Source organism: Burkholderia sp. COPS, assembly GCF_019425585.1.
GTDB lineage: Bacteria > Pseudomonadota > Gammaproteobacteria > Burkholderiales > Burkholderiaceae > Burkholderia > Burkholderia cepacia.
The window spans coordinates 1-18,228 of record NZ_WIXR01000014.1 but is presented as its reverse complement, the minus strand read 5'-3'; the positions used below and the strand labels follow the sequence as shown (position 1 = coordinate 18,228).

Genomic DNA, 18,228 nt, shown 5'->3' with positions numbered 1-18,228 from the left:
ATGACGTTTTATCCGCAGGTATTACGCAACCGGCCGCGCATGGTCGCGGCGTTCGTCGCGGGCGTGCTGTGCGCGGTGCTGCTGCCGTTTCCGCTGCGTCCGACCGTGCGTGCGCTGATCGGCTGGGATTGCGCGATCTGGCTGTATCTCGCGCTGATGTGGGTGCGCATGGTCACCGCGCACCATTCCAAGGTGCGTGAAATCGCGATCCGCGAGGATGAAAGCGCGACGACCGTGCTGACGGTCGTCTGCCTCGCGACGGTCGCGAGCGTGGCCGCGATCGCGATCGAACTGGCGACCGCCAAGGGCGTCGGGTTTCGCGCGGGGCTCGGCCATTACGCGGTGACGGGCGCGACGCTGTTCGGCGCGTGGTTCCTGATCCCGACGATCTTCACGCTGCACTACGCGCGCCTCTATTACGGCTCGCCATCCAACGACCGCGCGCTGCGCTTTCCCGACCGCAATCCGGAACCCGACTACTGGGATTTCCTGTATTTCGCGTTCACGCTCGCGGTCGCGTCGCAGACGGCCGACGTGTCGCTGGCGAACCGCTCCGCGCGGCGCTCGGTGCTCGCGCAGTCGATCCTGTCGTTCTACTTCAACATGGCCGTGCTCGGGCTGTCGATCAACGTGGCAGCCGGCCTGCTGAGCTGACGCGGGCCGCGGTCGTGCGCCGCGTCATTTGAGAAGCTCGTACGGGCCGCCGCGTTCCAGCGCGCGCCGGTAGGCCGGCCGTGTGTGGATCGCGTCGAGAAAGCGCGCGATCGCGGGAAACCGGCCGTCGCCGCCGCGCGCGGTCGCGGCCTCGAGCGGAAAGCTCATCTGGATGTCGGCCGCGCTGAAGCTGTCGCCGACGAACCAGCCGGTGCGCTGCAGCGCACGGTCGACATGGCCGAGATGCAGCGCGATCTGCGGATCGACGAAGCCCGACTGCAGCGTGTCGGCGATCTTGCGCGCGATCGGCCGCGCGAAGAACGGCATCGGTGCGTGCGCGATCCGCAGCGCGACGAGCTTGAGCAGCAGCGGCGGCATCGCCGATCCTTCCGCGTAGTGCAGCCAGTACGTGTAGTCGTGCCGCTCGGGCGTGCCGGGCGGCGGCGCCAGGCGCCCGTTGCCGTAGCGTTCGACCAGGTATTCGATGATCGCGCCCGATTCGGCGTACGCGCGGCCCTCGTCGGTCACGACCGGCGACTTGCCGAGCGGATGGATCGCGCGCAACTCGGGCGGTGCGAGCATCGTCTTCGGGTCGCGCGCGTAGCGCACGATCTCGTACGGCACATCCAGTTCTTCGAGCAGCCAGAGCACGCGCTGCGAACGCGAGTTGTTCAGGTGATGGACGGTGAGCATGTCGACGCCGGAAGTGGGGGCGGGAACGACATCATACCCAGCGCGGGTGGCGCACCAGCGAAACGCGTCGCGCGACGTGGCGCGACGCTTCTAGCCGACCGCGTCTGGCCGACCGCGCCGATCCATCACGCGCGCCGGACGGCGATCCACGCGCCCCAGAACAGGCTCGCGAAAAAGCGCAGCGGCGCATCGAAGCCCGCGTCGCGCAGCAGGGCGAACACGGCTTCCTCGGACGCGGGCGGATCGGCGCCCTGCAGGATCTTCGCGAGTTGCGCGCGCACCGCGTCGGGCGTCGCGCCTTTCATGCGCCAGCGTTGCTGCCATGCGTCGAGCAGGCGAGGGTGGTCCGCGTAGCGGCGATGATTGCCGGCGAGCACGAGCGGCGCGCCGGGTTTCAGGCGCCGCGCGATCGCCTGCAGCAGCGCCGCCTTCGCTTCGTCGCCCGGGACGTGATGCAGCACGCCGATCAGCGTCGCGCCGTCGAACGCGGGTGTGTCGGGCAACGCATCGACACCGTCCTCGACGAACGCCGTGCGCGCGCCGCAGCCCGTGGCCTCGACGTTCGAGCGCGCGAGCGCGAGCATCGGCCCGGACGGGTCGACGGCCGTGAACCGCCAGCCCGGCTCGAGCGCGGCCGCCACGCAGATTTCCTGCCCCGTGCCGCCCGCGCCCGCGACGAGGATCCGCGCGTCGGGTGCAGCGATTGTGGATGCGAGCATGCACGCGGTGAGTTCGTGGCAGGCATCGTAGCCGGCGAGTGCGATGCGGGATTGCTCGGCGTATTCGTGTGCGCGTGCCGGATCGAATTTGGCGGCACTGGCGGGAAGCGACATGGCGGGTTCCTCGGGTCGGGCGCGGACGGTATGTCCACGCGCATCGCGCAGAGCGTAAGCGTGCACGGCCGGTGCAACAAGGCGAGCAGGCATTCCGGTATGCGGGCTACCCGCCTCGCCGGCGCTTGCCGGACCGCGGGTTTTCCAGGGGTCGATTCGCATTTAATAATGTCCGGGGACCTTGCATCGCGATGGCGAATCCGGCGCATACTCGTTTCTCCCCCCGCCTGGCCGTCGCATGCCGGGCCCCGATGTGCCGCGCCGCTGGCGCGGCCATGCCGCTCGGTACGCACGAGGAGCGCATGATGTCCGATTGTCCGCACGACCCGTATGCGCAGCACTACATTCACTGCCTGCCGTTCGGCGCACAGCCCTGTGGCGCGCTCTGCGCGACGCCGCGCACGCATTTTCGCGTGTGGGCACCGGGCAGCACGCAGGTCCAGCTCGAACTCGATACCGGTTTCGGCCCGTTGCTCGTTCCGATGACGGCTGCCGGCACGAACTGGTTCGAAGTCTTTGCCGATTGCGGCGCGGGGGCGCTTTACCGCTATCGCCTCGACGATACGGTATCGATTCCCGATCCCGCGTCGCGCTCGCAACCCGAGGGGCTCGACGGCCCGAGCGAGGTCGTCGATCCGCGCGCGTTCACGTGGCGCAACACGTTCTGGCGCGGGCGCGCATGGGAAGACATCTCGCTCTATGCGATTCGCCCGCACGCGGTGGGCGGCTTCGGCGGCGTGCGCCGGCGCCTGCCGCAACTCGCGCGCCTCGGCGTGACCGCGCTGGAGCTGCTCGCGTCGCCGCACGACAGCCTGCCGTTCGCGCCGCTCGCGGCCGAAGGCGGCCCCGACGCGCTGAAGGCGCTGATCGACGATGCGCACGGCTACGGCCTCGCGGTGCTGCTGGAACTCGACTACGCGCGCTTCGGCAGCGGTACCGACGCGCTGCGCCACTACGCGGCGCCGTTCTTCCATACGCGCGACGATCCGCTGCAGGCGTCGCCGCTCGCGCTCGATCATCCGGAAGTCTGCGATTTCTTCTGCGACAACGCGCTGTACTGGATCGACGAGTACCGTTGCGACGGGCTGCGCCTGCGCGAAGCCGACCGGATCGGCGTGTCGTGGCTGCGCGAGATCGCGGACCGCGTGCGCGCGGCGGTGCCGGCCGACCGGCTCATCCACCTCGTACTCGGCAGCGAGCGGCATCCCGCGCATCTTGCCGATACCCATTTCGATGCGCAGTGGAACGGGTGCGGCGAACGCGCGCTGCACCGGCTGACGGGCCGCGACACGTCGGCTCATGAAGGCATTTCCGCGCACCAGTCGATCCACACGCTCGCCCGCGCGCTGACCGCGGCCGGGGCCGCATTCCAGCCGGCCGGGTCGGGCGAGGGCATGGCTGCCGACAGCGGGCTGTCGTTGACGTCGCTGGTGCTGTCCGATGGCGCGTGGCGTGACAGCGGGCAGGGCGACCACGGGCAGGAGGCCGGTCTGGCCGCGCTTGCGCTGTCGCTGCTCACGCCGCAGATCCCGTTGATCTTCGACGAAACCGCGCGCGACGCCGATCGCGCGCATTTCGTGCAGTCGGCGCTGGCGGTGCGCGCGAAGCTGATCGCGCCGAGGTTGTCCGATTGCCGGCCGCAGGATGCGCGTGCGCTGAAGTCGGACGGCGACGGCGATGCCGACGCGCTGCTTGCGTCATGGCGGCTCGCCGACGACGAGACGCTGACGATCGCGCTGAACCTGTCGCCCGAGGCGGTGCCGTTCGATGCGCCGAGAGGGCGGGTCGTGTTCGAGACGCCGGCGCGTGCGCGCGACCGGGTCGATGAAGGGGAGTTGCCGCCGTACTCGCTCGTCGCGTGGCTGACGGGTGACGTCAACCGGTATGCGCTCACGCACGATGCACGTCGCATCGACGACGGCGCGTGGCGCGGAGTGCGCCCGAACCTGAACGCATGACGACGTGAGGCGGTAATGTCCGAACGGCCGGGCGCCTCTGCGCCCGGTTGCGTCGCCGGAAATCCCCGGACTACCAGAACCCGCGAATGCCCGCGATGCCGTGTGCGCCGTGGCGGCGTGCGTCGTCGAGGTGGGACCGTTTCATGCCGCCGAGCGCGAAGACGGGCATCGCGGCCTCGGCGGCCAGCGTGCCGAACTGCGTCCAGCCGAGCGTCGGCGCACCGGGATGGCTGAGCGTCGGCAATACGGGCGACAGCGTGACGAAATCGGCGCCGGCGCGCGCGGCCAGCAGCAGGTCGTCGCGCGTGTGGCAGGCCGCGGACACCCATCTTCCGGCCGGCAACGGCCGCTGCGCGGCGGCGCGCAACGCGCGGCCGTCGAGATGCCAGCCGGCGCCGTCGAGCCGCATCACGCCGGCCGCATCGATCGGGCCGTTCAGCATCAGGTGTGCGCTTGCCGCGCCGCAGCGCGCGAGCGCCGCGGCGGCGAGCCGCGCGAACGCGGCTGCGTCGAGCGATTTCACGCGCAGTTGCACGAGCGTCTCGCCGCGCGCGAGCACGGCCGACAGCCGGTCGAGAAACGCCGCGCAATCGGCGGCCGACGCGGACGCCGGCTCGGGCGTGATCACGCAGCAGCGCGGCAGCGTCGCGTTCATCGCGTGCGGCGGCAGCAACCACGCGCGGCCGTCATTCGTCGGCCTCTTTCGCGATCTTCGGGTAGACGCGCACGAGCACGATGCGCGGCCCGTTCATCTTCTTCACGACGACGTCGAAGCGGTCGAACGACACGCGCTGCCCTTCGGTCGGCAGGTCGCTGAGCGCCTGGATCACCAGGCCGCCGACCGATTCCGCGCGGCCTTCGTCGATATCGATGCCGAGCGCCTGTTCGAGCGACACGACGGGCAGGCTGCCCTTGCCCATCAGCGTGCCGTCGTCGAGGCGGCTCCAGTCGGCGTCGCCCTGGCGGAACTCGTCGTGGATCTGGCCGACCAGCGCGCCGAGCAGGTTGTCGAGCGTCAGGAAGCCGATCGGCTTCTCGCCCTTGTTGCCGACCAGCGCGAAGTGCGGTGCGCCCTTGCGGAAACGGCGGAACAGGTCGAGGGCCGGCGTGTCGGGTTTCACGTACTGCACGGGGCGCACGTAGTCGGACAGGTCTTCGAGCGCGGCGCCCGCGTGACGCGCGAGCAGCAGGTCCTTCAGGTGGATCAGCCCGCTCACCTGTTCACGCGACGCATCCTCGAACAGCGGATAGCGGCTGAAGCGGTGCCGCGCGACGATCTCCATGTTGTCGGGCAGCGGCAGGTCGCGGCGCAGGCCGATCATTTCATGGGCCGGCCGCATCAGGTCCGACACGGTCATCGACGAAAAATCGAGCGAATGCGCGAGCGTGTTCCACTCGTCGTTGCTGTACGTGCCGCGCGCCGGCTGCGCGGAGTTGCCGGCCGTGCTGCGGCGGCTGCGCAGGATCAGCTTCAATTCGTCGGTCGAGTAGTGCGCGTCGCCGCCATGGTCGGCCGACAGCCCGGCGAGCCGCAGCACCGCGTTGGCGCTGTTGTTGAGCACCCAGATTGCCGGGTACATCGCCCAGTAGAACGCGTAGAGCGGCAGCGCGACCCACAGGCCGACCTTCTCCGACTGGCGGATCGCCATCGACTTCGGCGCCAGTTCGCCGACGACGATGTGCAGGAACGAGATCAGCGAGAACGCGAACACCAGCGAGATCAGGTGCACGACGCGCTCCGACTGCACGCCGATCAGGTCGAGCAGCGGGGTGAGCAGTTGCGCGAACGCCGGTTCGCCGACCCAGCCGAGGCCGAGCGACGCGAGCGTGATGCCGAGCTGGCACGCGGAAAGATACGCGTCGAGCCGGCCGTGCACGATGCCGAGGATGCGGCCGCGCAGGCCGTGCTTGCGGGCCAGTGTCTTGACGCGCGTGGCACGCAGTTTGACCAGGCCGAATTCGGCCGCGACGAAGAACCCGTTCAGGGCCACCAGGAACAACGCGCCGATGAGCGCGAAGATCTGTAACAAAGAATCACTCCGGTTATGACAGGCCCGTCAGTATAGAGCCAGAAAGGAATTCGTAATGTATTGGGCGGCCGCTGGCTTACACCGGCGCCTCGCCGGGGACGGAGAACGTGACGGTGGCGGTTGCGCCATCGGCGAACGCGTCGTGCGAGAACGTGCCGCCGTGTGCGAGCGCGACGCGCTGGCAGAGCGCAAGCGCCCACGCGACCCGCTTCGCGTCGCGCTCGCGCAGCAGCTCGCGTCGTGCGAACGATTCGAACGCGTGCGGCTGCGCGGGATCGGCGAGCGTGTCGGCGTTGACGGTGCATGTGGCGCGCGCGGTGAACTGCACGCCGTCGCGCGCGCACGCGAACGTCACGCGGCCGCCGGCGGCGCTGGCTTCGACCGCGACCGTCAGCATCGTCCAGAGCGCCTGCGCGATGCGTTCACGGTCGGCAGTCAGCGACGGTTCGCCGTCCGGCAGCGTCGCGTCGAGCGTGACCTGTCGTGCGTCGGCGAGCGCGAAACGGACGAGCGCGAGCGTGTCGTCGAGCAGCGCGCGCAGCGCGAACGGCTGCGGCGCGAGTGCGAGCGTGCGCGTTTCCGCGCGCGGCGCATCGAGCACGTCGTCGATCAGCGCGACCTGCTGGTCGATCCCGGTGCGGATGCCCGCGAGCGCGCGCTGCAGGTTCGGATCGGCGTTGGCGAGCTGGCGCTCGAGCACGTATGCCCAGCTATGCATGGCATTCAGCGGGCTGCGCAGGTCGTGCGACGCGGTGGAGAGCGCCTGGTCGCGCAGGAACAGCGCCGCCTGGGTGGCGTAGTGCGCTGCGCGTTCGCGCAGCAGGTCGGCGGCGGGATCGACGGAAGTGGACGTCACGGAGCGGGCCTGTCGGAAGCGGTTGGCGTGGTTGTCACGCGAACCGCCATTATAGGGACGGTGCGTGTCACGCCGGCAGTGCGTCCTCGTCCTTTTTCCGGGCGTCGCCGTTCGGCAGCAACTGGCACGCGAGCAGGCCGGCCAGCATCAGCGCGCAGCCGACGAGCGCGCGCAGGGTCAGCGTTTCGCCGAGCGCGGCCCAGCCGGCGAGCGCCGCGAACACGCCTTCCATGCTGAAGATCACGGCAGCGTGCGCGGGCGCGGCGTCGCGTTGCGCGACGACCTGCAGCGTATAGCCGACGCCCACCGACAACAGGCCGCCGTACAGCAGCGTCGGCAGTGCGCCGCGCAGCATGGCGCCGCTGACCGGCTCGACGGCGAGGCCGACCGCGAGACACGCCACGCCGCACACGAGGAATTGCAGGAACGCGAGCACGAGCGGGTCGTGGCGCCGGGCGAAATGGCCGACGGCCATCACGTGCGCGGCGATGATCACGGCGCCGGCGAGCTGGAACCAGTCGCCGTACAGCACCGAGAAGTGCTCGTCGATACTGAGGAAATACAGGCCGATCGCCGCGAGCAGCGCGCCGAACCACGTGCCCGTGCCGATCCGGTGACGGGCGAACACACCCATCAGCGGCACGATCACGACGTACAGCGAGCTGATGAAGCCCGCGTTGGCGATGCGCGTGTACTGCAGGCCGATCTGCTGCAGCGATATCGATACCGCCAGCAGCCCGCCGAGCGCGAGGCCGGGCAGCAGCAGCGCCGGCGCACGGCGGATCGCCGCGAGCTGCGCGCGCGACGCCGTGTTCAGCGTCAGCAGCGGCACCAGCACCAGCGCGCCGAGCAGGAAGCGCAGCCCCGTGAACAGGAACGGTCCGATCACGTCGAGGCTCAGGCGTTGCGCGACGAAAGCCGAACCCCAGATCGCGGCGGCGGCGAGCATCAGCAGGTTGGCACGGAGGTGCTTGCGGGCTTCGGGCTTCATTGGAATTCTTCTGGAGATTGCGGGCGGCGAAACCCGTCAGTTTACGCCGAGATTGCAAGGCTGTCGGCAAACCTGCGCAGCGCGGCGGCGGCGCGTGGGTCGCGCACGCGCGAGTACAGCACGACCTGCGACAGCGGCAGCGGCGGCAGCCCGAATTTCGCGCCGACGTCGACCAGCGTGCGCGGCGCGACACGCCGTGCGAGCGGGCAGACGGCAAGCCCCGCGGCAGCGGCGGCCGTGACCGCCGCGACACCGCCTCCCGTAAAGCGTTCTCGCCACGGCCGCCCCGCGTGATCAAGGGCGCGCAGCGCGGCCGCACGCACGCCGCACGGGCCGGCCAGCACCGCGAGCGGCAGCGGCTCGCCCGCACGCGGTGCCCAGTCCGGCGCGGCGAGCCAGGCCAGCGGCTCGGAAAACAGCAAGGTGCCGTCTTCGCGCGGCGGGTCTTCGCCCGGCTCGTGCCGCACGATCACCGCGTCGAACCGGCGTTCGTCGTATTGCGCGAGCAGGTTCGTCGACGTTCCGAGATGCATTTCGAGCGACAGCCCCGGGTCCTGTCGATGCAGGCTCGTGAGCACGGCCGGCAGGTCGGGCACGGCGACATGCTCGCTGACGCCGAGCGCGAGCCGGTGCGTGCCGGCCGATATCGCGCCGAGCGCGTGGTCGTGCGCGTCGAGCAGCGCGCGGGCGGCCGGCAGGAAATTCTCGCCGTCGGCGGCCAGCTTGACCACACGCGGCGTGCGCGCGAGCAGCGGCTTGCCGAGGTGCGCTTCCAGCCGTTTCAGCTTCAGGCTCACGGCCGACTGCGTGGTGCCGAGCGCATCGGCGGCGCGCGTGAAGCTGGCGAGATCGGCGACCAGCACGAACGCGCGTACGGCATCGAGGTCGAGGACTTTCATTTTCGATGTAAATGGATGAAATATTAATCAATGACTGTTCATTATAGTTCGGTGCACCTAACCTGACGCTGTGTTTCCGTTCGTCGACGTCGACGTCAACGTCAACGTCAACATCAACATCAACTTCACAGACAGGAGCAGGACCATGCCATTCACCCGTATCGCAGTCCGCGAAGGCAAACCGGCCGCGTACCGCGCGGCGCTCGTCGACGGCGTGCATCGCGCGCTGATGCACACGTTCAACGTGCCCGAGGACGACATCTTCATGGTCGTCACCGAGCATGCGGCCGAGAACTTCGTGTACGGCCGCCACTACCTCGACATCGAACGCAGCGACGATCTCGTGATGATCCAGATCACCGCGAACAACACGCGCACGCTCGAGCAGAAGCGCGCGCTGTACCGGGCGATCGCGGACAACCTCGCGCAGCAGCCCGGCGTGCGGCAGCAGGACGTATTCATCAGTCTCGTCGAGGTGCTGAAGGAGAACTGGTCGTTCGGCAACGGCCTCGCGCAGTACGCCGTTTGACCTGCGACAGGGCGACAGGGCCAGATCGTTGCCCGCGCGTTTTTGCGGCGTGTACTATGGAAGCAGCTTCACGGACGACGCCGGCGCGATCGGAAGACCGCCGGCGCTTCTTCATGTGCAGGAGCCTCCATGTCGCGTGTGCTGGAAATCGTGTTGTCGCTGTCGCTGGAAGGGTGGCCGGCCAAGGCCGCAGGTCGCGCCCGTGGCGCGCAGCGTGATTTCGGCGCCGAACTCGTGCGCGCGTGGCGGATCTGCCCGCAGGTCCGGATGCGTCGCGGCCATGAGCGCGTGACGATCGAGCCGTGCCAGATCGAGGAGGCCGAGCCGAGCCCCGGCGCAAGCTGGTGGACGTGGGTCGAGTCGAATGCGCATGGCAGGCGGGTCGTTGCGTCGCGCACGAAGGTGTTTGCGCCAGGGGTCACGGCGCGCGAACTGTTCGACGCGGAGCATGCGGGCATCGTCGTCGCGATGCCGTTGCCCGTACCCGAGGCGGCAGGCGCCGCGACGGGCGAAGTCGACGGCGTCGCACCGGATACGACCGGGCGCCCGGAGGCCGGCATGGAGCCGGAATCGTCGGCGTTGCGCCTCGTCAGCGAGCGGCGGCGCGGGCGGTGGGCCGACGACAGCGGCGTCGTGGTCGAGATGACGCTCGACGACGTCACGTTGCATCGCGGCGACGAGCCGCCGCGCCGCTACGTCGAACTGCGTCTTGCCGCGCCGGACTGGGAAACCCTGGCCGCGCGCACGGCCGCGCTGCACGCGTTGTTTGCCGCGGCGCGCGAACTGAGCGGCGCGTGGCCCGCATTCGTCCAGCTGACGAGCGTGATCGATCGCGCATGTGCGGCCGAGCCGGCCGCCAGCGGGCCCGTCAAGGCGCAGCCCGTCGAACTGACCGGCGTGCGCACGCAGCGCGCCGCGCTGTTCGCGTTGTCAGGCGACATCACCGCGCAATGGCTGGGCAACGAGGGCGGCGTGCTCGAGTACGACGATCCCGAATTCGTGCACCAGATGCGGGTCGCGCTGCGCCGCCTCCGTACGTTGATGCGCTTCTTCCCGCGCTTTGCCGACCGCCAGTGGCGGGACACGCTCGGCGTGGACATGCACTGGCTTGCCGCGCTGCTCGGCACGGTGCGCGACTGGGACGTGTTCGCGACCGAAAGCCTGCCCGCGCTGATCGCAGCCGACGGCGGCGACGGCGAATGGAACGGCACGCTCGACGCCGCGCGCGCGCAGTGTGTCGCGGCACGGGGCGAGCTGCGGCAGGCGCTGCATTCGGCCCGCTACGCGCGGCTGACGCTCGGCTGGCTCGAATGGCTGGGCTCGCTTGCGCTGCCGCACGCCGAAGACGACGCCCCCTCGCTGCGGCGCCACGCGACGAAGCGCGTGCGGCGGCTGTTCGGCCATCTGTACGCGTCGCCATCGCTCACGTCGCTCGATACGGCTGCGCGCCATCGGGTGCGGATCGATGCGAAGCGGTTGCGTTATGCGCTCGAGTTCTTCGCGTCGCTGGCGTCGCGCCGCACGCGCACGGAGACGGTCAAGACGCTCGCGCGCGTGCAGAGCGTGCTCGGCGAAGCCAACGACGCGATAGTCGCGCTGCGCCACCTCGAGAAACTGGCGGCGCCGCCGTACCAGCTCGGTTTCGTGCGCGGCTACGGCGCGGCGCTCGAGCAGCGCGCGGCGCGCGACGCCGAGACGCTGCTTGCCAGCCTGCGGCCGCCGAAGCTCGACGGCAAGCCGGGTTGAGCGGCACGCGCCGACTATAATGGCCGCCTGATTCCGGCCCGATTCCGGTTCCGGTCGAATTCCCGCACGTATCCCGATGACCGACGTACCGCATTCTTCCCCGTCCGCCGAACCGCTCGAACTGGGCGGCGAGCTGTGGCTGCGCGCCGGCGAGCAGACGCTCGGCGGCGCCACGCGCATCGCGCTGCTCGCGGCGATCGGCGACACCGGGTCGATCACGCGCGCGGCGAAGGCCGTCGGCCTCAGCTACAAGGCCGCGTGGGATGCCGTCGACACGATGAACAATCTCGCGGGCGAACCGCTCGTCGCGCGTTCGACGGGCGGCAAGGGCGGCGGCGGCACGACGCTGACGCCGCGCGCGACGTCGCTGATCGCCGCGTTCCGCACGATCGAGCGCGAGCATCGCCGGTTCATCGAGGCCGCGAGCGCGGCCGTGGCCGGGTTCGACGTCGACTGGGCGCTGATCGGCCGGATCGGGATGAAGACCAGCGCGCGCAACCAGTTGTTCGGCAAGGTCGCGGCAATCGTGCGCGGCACCGTCAACGACGAGGTCACGCTCACGCTGCCCGGCGGACAGCCGGTCGTTGCCGTGCTGACGCACGAGAGCGCCGATGCGCTCGGCCTGCGGGTTGGCGTGGATGCCTGCGCGCTCGTGAAGGCGTCCTGGGTCGTGCTCGCGGCCGACGACGGCGAGCACGCGTTGAAGGTGTCCGCGCGGAACCAGCTGCGCGGCCAGGTGGAAACCGTCGCAGCGGGCGCGGTGAACAGCGAGGTGACCCTGGCGCTCGACGGCGGCGGGACGCTGACGGCCGTCGTGACCAACGACAGCGTCGATGCGCTGCAGCTCGGTGCCGGCCGGCGCGCGATCGCGCTGTTCAAGGCGTCGAGCGTGATTCTTGCGGTGACGGGCTGAGCGGCGGCGCACCGGCGCGCTTCGACCGTTGTGTGACGGACGGAGCGAAGCCGGCGTCGCCGCTGTATCGGTACGGCGCCGGCTTCGTTTCCGCTTTCCGCTTGTGCCGCTGCTGGCGGCTTCTCTCAGGCTCCAACGTGCCTGCCACGACGGCCACGACCACGGCCTCGCGCGCTCAGGCGACGCGCGTCGGCCACTCGGCGTGCGGCGTCGCCGCCTGCACGCGTCCTTCGCTCAACTGCACGACCTGGTCGCCGAACGCGGCGACGTCGTCGGGATCGTGCGAGATCAGCACCATCGGGATATCGAGCCGCGCCTGCAGCTCGGCGAGCTCGTGACGCATGCGCTGGCGCATTGCGCCGTCCAGTGCCGCGAACGGTTCGTCGAGCAGCAGGATTCGCGGCTGCGCGACCAGTGCGCGCGCGAGTGCGACGCGCTGTTTCTGCCCGCCGGACAGCTGCGACGGATACTGCCCTGCGAGCGCCTCGAGATCGAACGCCTGCAGCCAGTACGCGACTTCCGGCGGCACTGCTTTCGCGCGCGGGTTGCGCAGCCCCGGCGTGAGCCCGAACGCGATGTTCTGGCGCACGTTCAGATGCGGAAACAACGCGTAGTCCTGGAACAGGTACGCGACGCGGCGCTCACGGGTCGGCACGTCGATGCGGCGCGCGGCGTCGAACAGCGGTTCGCCGTTCAGCGCGATCGTGCCTTCGTCGGGCGACAACAGGCCGGCGATCGCCTGCAGCGTCATGCTCTTGCCCGCGCCGGACGGCCCGAACAGCACGACGCGCTGCGTCGTCGCGGTGAACGACATGTCGAGCGTGAAGCGGCGCTCGGCATTCGCGTAGGTCTTGCGGATGTCGACGACGAGGCTCATGCGGGCCTCCGCAGAAGCCGGCCGGCCACGCACGACGATGGGCGAGGCAGGCGCGTCATGTCAGCTGGCTCCGCCGGGCACGCGACGGCACGAGCCAGCCGGTCGCGAGCAGTACGAGCACGCAGGTGATCGACGTCACCAGCACGAGGAAGTTGGCCGTGCTGTCGTCGCCTGCCTGCACGGCCGCGTAGATCGCGACCGACAGCGTCTGCGTGCGGCCGGGCAGGTTGCCCGCGATCATCAGCGTCGCGCCGAATTCGCCGAGCGCGCGCGCGAACGCGAGCAGCGCGCCCGCGAGAATGCCGCGCGTGGCGAGCGGCAGCGTCACGCGGAAGAACACCGCCGCTTCGCCGAGCCCGAGCGTGCGCGCGGCGCGTTCGAGATGCGGATCGACGCCTTCGAATGCCGCCCGCGCCGATTTCAGGATCAACGGAAACGCGACGACCATCGATGCGATCACCGCGCCTTGCCACGTGAAGACGAGCTCGATGCCGAGCCTGTCGAGCCACGCGCCGAACACGCCGCGTCGGCCGAGCAGCACGAGCAGGTAATACCCGAGCACCGTCGGCGGCAGCACGAGCGGCAGCGTCAGCACGGAATCGACGACGTCGCGCAGCGGCGAGCGCCAGCGCGCGAGCATGAACGCGGCCGCGACGCCGAGCACGATGTCGAGCGCGGTCGCCCAGCCGGCAACCTTCAGCGACAGCAGCAGCGGGACCCAGGCGTCTTGCATTGCGTTACGCTCACTTGCCCGCGGGCTTGAAGCCGAACGTCGACAGCACGGCCTGGCCTTGCGGCGACGCGACGAAGTCGATGAACGACTGCGCCTGCGTGGCGTGGCGGCTGTCCTTGACCACGGCGATCGGGTAGGTGATGGCGGTCTTGGTCGGCACCGTCAGGGCGATCTTCACGCGGCCCGGCATGATCGCCGCGTCGGTGCCGAACACGAAGCCTGCGTCGACTTCGCCGCGTGCGACGTAATCGAGGCTCTGGCGCACGTTGGCGGCCAGTACGCCCTTCGCGCTGACGGCGTCCCACACCCCGGCCGCGCGCAGCGCGCCTTCGGTGTAGCGGCCGACCGGCACCGACGCCGGGTCGCCGTACGCGATGCGCTTCACGCCGGGCGCGGTCAGGTCGTTCAGCGACGTCGGCGCGGCCGCGTGGCTGTCCGCCGGCACGATCAGCACGAGCGAGTTCGCCGCGAAATCGCGACGCGTGCCGGGTACGATCACCTTTTCGTCGGCTGCACGATCCATCGCCTTCTGGTCGGCCGATGCGAACACGTCGGCCGGCGCGCCCTTGGCGATCTGCTGCATCAGGACGTCCGACGCGCCGAAGTTGAACAGCACCTTGGTATCCGGATGCTGCTTCTCGTACGCATCGCCGACGGCCTTGAACGCGTTCGTCAGGCTGGCGGCGGCCGACACGACGAGTTCACCGGCGGCGGAAGCGGGCGCGCTGAACGCGACCCCGGCGGCCAACGTGGCGATCGGCAGCAGGCGAAGCAGGGTGCGGCGAAGCGGACGGACGGTTGAGCGCATGGCGAGTTCGTTTGAATGGGTGGAAACCGTAATCGTAATATAGGGCGGGTTATAACGCTCGACATACCGCACATGCGACGGCGCGCATGTAGTGGTCAGACCTGAAAAGGAGAGCCGGCCGGGCGGCCGGTCACGTGCGGAGCGTCTGCGACGACGACTGGGTGCGCTGCAGCGACGACGGCTGCGATGCGGGGCGGTAGTTCGGGTTGGCCTTCCAGCGCGCGCGGACGAACGGGCGCTCGTGGCCCGACAGCTGCAGCGCCACCTTGGTGACCCAGCGATGCGACGGCACCGTGATGCCGTGCAGCGCCACGGTGACGAGCGCGAGGCTCGCGACGACCGCGGGCACCGACCAGCGGTGCGGCACCGCGCGCCACGAACCCGCGATGAACGCGAGCGCGGCGATCGCGCCGACGATACAGCCGGTGATCGATTCGGACGGCGAATGCGCGTCGAGCGCGACGCGCGACACGCCGACCGCGACGCCGGCCGCGAGCCCGAGCGCGATGCCGGCGAGCCGCACCGGTGTGCGCGTGCGGATCAGCGCCAGGAAAATCGCGACCGGATAAACCGACGTCGACAGCATCGCATGGCCGCTGAACCCGGTGAAATCCCACTTGCGGATGCCGATGCCCCAGCCGAGGAACGCGATCTTCGTCAGCGCGACCACGCCGATCGCGGCCGCGAGCACGCCGAGCCACGCGGCCGCGCGCTGCCACGAGTAGCCGAGCGCGAGCCAGACGGCGATCGTGATCGCGAGCGGCAAGGTCAGGCCGGCGCCGCCGAACGCGGTGATCATGATCCACAGGTGAGACGACAGGTCGAACATCGGGAAGGGGACGAACGAAGGCGGGGAAGATGCTTAAATCAACGCGCGAGCCGGAAAGAACGACTACAACGGATACAAGCGGCGAAGCCCCAGTATAGCGCCGCGTGCGCCCGAGCCCCGTTTTTTGCGCGGCCGGGAAATAGCCGCGTGCAGGAAAAATCCCGGAAACAATGTTATGGTGCATTGCACAAAGTCGAACGCCGCATCCGCTGTGGTGCCCCTATTTTTCCTGACTGCGAGCCCGATCGATGACCAAAAGTCTGACCAAGGTGTGGCTGGGCGGCATGAAACGCATGCTGTCTCCGGCCGCCAAACGCGCGGCGCGCGATGCGCAGCGCATCACACGCGACGCACTCGAGGCAGCGGCGTCTTCCGTCGTATCCGATCCGTCCCCGCCGCGCGAATCGCGTGTGCGCCCGCGCGCGGCCGCATGGGCGGCAGGTGAATGGACGCGTGGCGAGCATCCGATGGCACCCGCGCTCGGGCGCCTCGTCCAGCATCTCGCTTACGGCCTCTATGTGCCGCCCGGCCGCCGGCGCGGCGCGATGCCGCTCGTCGTGATGCTGCACGGCTGCCAGCAGTCCGTCGACGAATTCGCGCAAGGCACGCGGATGAACCTGCTGGCCGACAAGCATGGTTTCGCGGTGCTGTATCCGGAGCAGTCGCTGCGCGCGCACGCACATGGCTGCTGGCACTGGTATGAAGATACCGACCGCGCGGGCCGCGGCGAGGCGAACGCGGTGGCGTCGCTCGTCGACGCGCTCGTCGACGAACACGGTTTCGACGCATCGCGTGTTTATGTCGCGGGCCTGTCGGCCGGCGCGGGCCTCGCGTCGCTTCTTGCACTGCATCATCCCGACCGCTTCGCGGCGGTGGCGCTGCACTCGGGCCCCGCGCTCGGCGAGGCGAATTCTGGCATCACCGCGATGGACGTGATGCGGCGCGGCGTGCGTCAGAACCCGGCTGCGGCCGTCGATGCCCTGGTCGATGCCGCCGCGTATCCGGGCATGCCCGCGCTGATCGTCCAGGGCGACGGCGACCACGTGGTCGCCCCGAAGAATGCCGACCAGCTGACGGTTCAGTTCATGCGCTTGAACGGGCTTGCCGACAGCCGCGGCGCACTGCGCGGCGGCGAGCGGGTCGAGACGCGCGCCGCGGGCGCGCAGATCACCGATGTCTGCCGCGACGGCGAGCCTGTCGTGCGGCTCTGTCATGTGAAAGGGCTCGATCATGCGTGGGCCGGCGGCGATGAAGCCGTGCCGTTTCATGCGGCGGTCGGCCCCGATGCGAGCGCGATGATCTGGGCCTTTTTCGAGGCACAGCGGCGCACTGTGGCGACCGAACGACGCATCGTCTGATCGACGCTGGCCAAGGACTAGGGTTTTCCCTATAATTCGGGAAAACCCTAGTCAAAGAACCCTTGGATTGCGAGATCGACCATGTACCTGCTGAGCCACCTCTTCCTGATGCTGACCAAGAACGCTGAAACGGCCCGTAAAGAGCGCGCCGAGGCGTACCTGTCCGAAGCCACCGATATCTACGATCTCGAATTCCGCATGCGCAAGATCGATCGCGAATCGGCGATGAACCGCCCGTATTCGTTCGGCGCGCGCTAAGCAGCGCAGGGCGGGCCGGCCGGTCCGCCATTCCGGCGAGTCACGCAGCAGAAAGGGCGCGTGCGGCTACATGCCGCACGCGCCCTTTTTGCATGCGTGGTGTCGCGTCGCGTCAGACGACCGTCAGGCGCACCGGTACGTTGTTGCGCGTCGCGTTCGAATACGGGCACACGTGGTGCGCCTTCTCGACCAGCGCTTGCGCGTCGGCCTTGTCGAGCCCCGGCAGCGACACGCGCAGCTCGATGTCGAGCCCGAAGCCGCCTGCGTCGTTCGGCCCGATGCCCACTTCCGCCGTGACCTGCGTGTCCGCCGGCAGCGCCTTCTTGTCCTGGCCGGCGACGAATTTCATCGCGCTCAGGAAACAGGCCGAGTAACCTGCGGCAAACAGCTGCTCCGGATTCGTGCCTTCCGCGCCCGTGCCGCCGAGTTCGCGCGGCGCGGCCAGCTTCACTTCCAGCTTGTTGTCGGCGGATACCGCGCGGCCGTCGCGGCCGCCCGTGCTCGTGGCGCTGGTCTTGTACAGAATGTTCATCGTGCAGCTCCTGTCGGGAAAGGGGAGGAAAAGCGGCCCGGTCGAACGGGGTGTCGCCGGCCACGAGTAAAATATAGAACACAAATCATTAGTGTGCAAATGAAATTTTGAAGAAAAGGCCCGGCAGTGCCGGGCCGGTTTGCCGATGCTTGGCCGTCAGCGTTCGTTGGCGGCCGACAGCGCGTCGCGCAACTGGTGGAGATCGGCGCGCAGCCTGACAAGGAACTCGGGCGACTGCTGCATCGCGCAGAACAGATCGGCGGGTACCGAGCGCGCGCGCTCCTTCAGTGCGCGGCCTTCCTGTGTCACGCGCACGTTCACGACGCGTTCGTCGGCCGCGCTGCGCACGCGCTCGACGTAGCCGAGCGCCTCCAGCCGTTTCAGCAGCGGCGTGACCGTGGCCGGGTCGAGGTCCAGCCGCGCGGCGATGTCCTTCACGGCGATGTCGTCGCGCTCCCACAGCACGAGCATCGCGAGATATTGGGGATAGGTCAGCGACAGTTTGTCGAGCAGCGGCTTGTACGCCTTCGTCATCGCGTGCGAAGTCGAGTACAGGGCGAAGCAGAGTTGCTCGTCGAGCGTCTGGGGCAGCGGGGGCGGGCGGTCCATCATTCGGGCGGCGCGTCGAACGCGCGAACAATTTGTACGCAAATCATTTTGCGCGCAAAAGATCGGGATGAACAGGGGGCGGCCGGCGCGGGGTGATGGCCGACGGAGGCGGGGGAACGGGG

Annotated in this window: 20 protein-coding genes; 7 read left to right on the top strand and 13 right to left on the bottom strand. The window is 69.4% G+C overall.

What is annotated here, in order from left to right:
• Positions 1-654 (top strand): DUF1345 domain-containing protein, encoded by a 654-nt coding sequence (locus FOZ70_RS12150; RefSeq protein ID WP_021156306.1) that lies wholly within the window; start codon positions 1-3, stop codon positions 652-654.
• 24 nt (positions 655-678) lie between these two features.
• Here the strand turns inward: FOZ70_RS12150 and FOZ70_RS12145 are convergent, their stop codons facing one another.
• Together FOZ70_RS12145 and FOZ70_RS12140 are read right to left on the bottom strand one after the other, a co-directional pair.
• Positions 679-1,347, bottom strand: a complete 669-nt coding sequence (locus FOZ70_RS12145; RefSeq protein WP_219705951.1) for a glutathione S-transferase — start codon at positions 1,345-1,347, stop codon at positions 679-681.
• Positions 1,348-1,472: 125 nt separating this feature from the next.
• Positions 1,473-2,180, bottom strand: coding sequence for a class I SAM-dependent methyltransferase (locus tag FOZ70_RS12140; RefSeq protein WP_219705950.1), 708 nt, complete (start codon positions 2,178-2,180; stop codon positions 1,473-1,475).
• 305 nt (positions 2,181-2,485) lie between these two features.
• Between FOZ70_RS12140 and FOZ70_RS12135 the strand changes: the two genes are divergently transcribed.
• A complete protein-coding gene (locus FOZ70_RS12135; protein WP_060343397.1) occupies positions 2,486-4,138 on the top strand; it encodes a DUF3459 domain-containing protein in 1,653 nt (550 codons plus the stop codon).
• A gap of 70 nt (positions 4,139-4,208) precedes the next feature.
• Here FOZ70_RS12135 and FOZ70_RS12130 read toward each other — a convergent pair whose 3' ends face one another.
• The 5 genes from FOZ70_RS12130 to FOZ70_RS12110 form a co-directional block, all read right to left on the bottom strand.
• Positions 4,209-4,793 carry a thiamine phosphate synthase gene (locus FOZ70_RS12130; protein ID WP_111996948.1) on the bottom strand — a complete coding sequence of 195 codons (585 nt, stop codon included), beginning with the start codon at positions 4,791-4,793 and terminating at the stop codon, positions 4,209-4,211.
• A gap of 31 nt (positions 4,794-4,824) precedes the next feature.
• Entirely contained in the window at positions 4,825-6,168 is a 1,344-nt protein-coding gene (locus FOZ70_RS12125) for a hemolysin family protein (protein ID WP_021156301.1), read from the bottom strand.
• A gap of 76 nt (positions 6,169-6,244) precedes the next feature.
• Positions 6,245-7,024, bottom strand: a complete 780-nt coding sequence (locus FOZ70_RS12120) for a HAMP domain-containing sensor histidine kinase (RefSeq protein ID WP_021156300.1) — start codon at positions 7,022-7,024, stop codon at positions 6,245-6,247.
• Between the two features lie 67 nt (positions 7,025-7,091).
• Positions 7,092-8,015 carry a DMT family transporter gene (locus FOZ70_RS12115; RefSeq protein ID WP_021156299.1) on the bottom strand — a complete coding sequence of 308 codons (924 nt, stop codon included), beginning with the start codon at positions 8,013-8,015 and terminating at the stop codon, positions 7,092-7,094.
• A 41-nt stretch (positions 8,016-8,056) separates the two neighbouring features.
• Positions 8,057-8,914 carry a LysR family transcriptional regulator gene (locus FOZ70_RS12110; protein WP_021156298.1) on the bottom strand — a complete coding sequence of 286 codons (858 nt, stop codon included), beginning with the start codon at positions 8,912-8,914 and terminating at the stop codon, positions 8,057-8,059.
• Between the two features lie 145 nt (positions 8,915-9,059).
• Here FOZ70_RS12110 and FOZ70_RS12105 point away from each other — a divergent pair, with 145 nt between their 5' ends.
• From FOZ70_RS12105 to FOZ70_RS12095, 3 genes are all read left to right on the top strand, one after another.
• Entirely contained in the window at positions 9,060-9,443 is a 384-nt protein-coding gene (locus tag FOZ70_RS12105) for a tautomerase family protein (protein WP_059649181.1), read from the top strand.
• Between the two features lie 129 nt (positions 9,444-9,572).
• Positions 9,573-11,189, top strand: coding sequence for a CHAD domain-containing protein (locus tag FOZ70_RS12100; protein WP_021156296.1), 1,617 nt, complete (start codon positions 9,573-9,575; stop codon positions 11,187-11,189).
• Positions 11,190-11,265: 76 nt separating this feature from the next.
• Positions 11,266-12,102: a TOBE domain-containing protein gene (locus FOZ70_RS12095; RefSeq protein WP_124588346.1), complete on the top strand. Its 837-nt coding sequence runs from the start codon at positions 11,266-11,268 to the stop codon at positions 12,100-12,102.
• Positions 12,103-12,277: 175 nt separating this feature from the next.
• Here FOZ70_RS12095 and FOZ70_RS12090 read toward each other — a convergent pair whose 3' ends face one another.
• The 4 genes from FOZ70_RS12090 to FOZ70_RS12075 form a co-directional block, all read right to left on the bottom strand.
• Positions 12,278-12,979, bottom strand: coding sequence for an ATP-binding cassette domain-containing protein (locus tag FOZ70_RS12090; RefSeq protein WP_048022274.1), 702 nt, complete (start codon positions 12,977-12,979; stop codon positions 12,278-12,280).
• 55 nt (positions 12,980-13,034) lie between these two features.
• On the bottom strand, positions 13,035-13,712 hold the full coding sequence (gene modB, locus FOZ70_RS12085; RefSeq protein ID WP_021156293.1) for a molybdate ABC transporter permease subunit: 678 nt from the start codon (positions 13,710-13,712) through the stop codon (positions 13,035-13,037).
• A 10-nt stretch (positions 13,713-13,722) separates the two neighbouring features.
• Positions 13,723-14,520, bottom strand: a complete 798-nt coding sequence (modA, locus tag FOZ70_RS12080) for a molybdate ABC transporter substrate-binding protein (protein WP_021156292.1) — start codon at positions 14,518-14,520, stop codon at positions 13,723-13,725.
• A gap of 130 nt (positions 14,521-14,650) precedes the next feature.
• Positions 14,651-15,349, bottom strand: a complete 699-nt coding sequence (locus FOZ70_RS12075; RefSeq protein ID WP_021156291.1) for a phosphatase PAP2 family protein — start codon at positions 15,347-15,349, stop codon at positions 14,651-14,653.
• 248 nt (positions 15,350-15,597) lie between these two features.
• On the opposite strand from FOZ70_RS12075, the gene FOZ70_RS12070 reads away from it, so the two are divergent.
• Together FOZ70_RS12070 and FOZ70_RS12065 are read left to right on the top strand one after the other, a co-directional pair.
• Positions 15,598-16,707, top strand: a complete 1,110-nt coding sequence (locus FOZ70_RS12070) for a PHB depolymerase family esterase (protein ID WP_059484081.1) — start codon at positions 15,598-15,600, stop codon at positions 16,705-16,707.
• An 81-nt stretch (positions 16,708-16,788) separates the two neighbouring features.
• Entirely contained in the window at positions 16,789-16,965 is a 177-nt protein-coding gene (locus FOZ70_RS12065) for a DUF3563 family protein (RefSeq protein ID WP_021156289.1), read from the top strand.
• Between the two features lie 112 nt (positions 16,966-17,077).
• On the opposite strand, the gene FOZ70_RS12060 is transcribed toward FOZ70_RS12065, so the two are convergent.
• Both FOZ70_RS12060 and FOZ70_RS12055 read right to left on the bottom strand, forming a co-directional pair.
• Complete coding sequence (locus FOZ70_RS12060) at positions 17,078-17,497, bottom strand: organic hydroperoxide resistance protein (RefSeq protein ID WP_039358076.1); 420 nt, start codon at positions 17,495-17,497, stop codon at positions 17,078-17,080.
• 156 nt (positions 17,498-17,653) lie between these two features.
• A complete protein-coding gene (locus FOZ70_RS12055; protein WP_027791066.1) occupies positions 17,654-18,106 on the bottom strand; it encodes a MarR family transcriptional regulator in 453 nt (150 codons plus the stop codon).
• Positions 18,107-18,228: the final 122 nt, after the last annotated feature.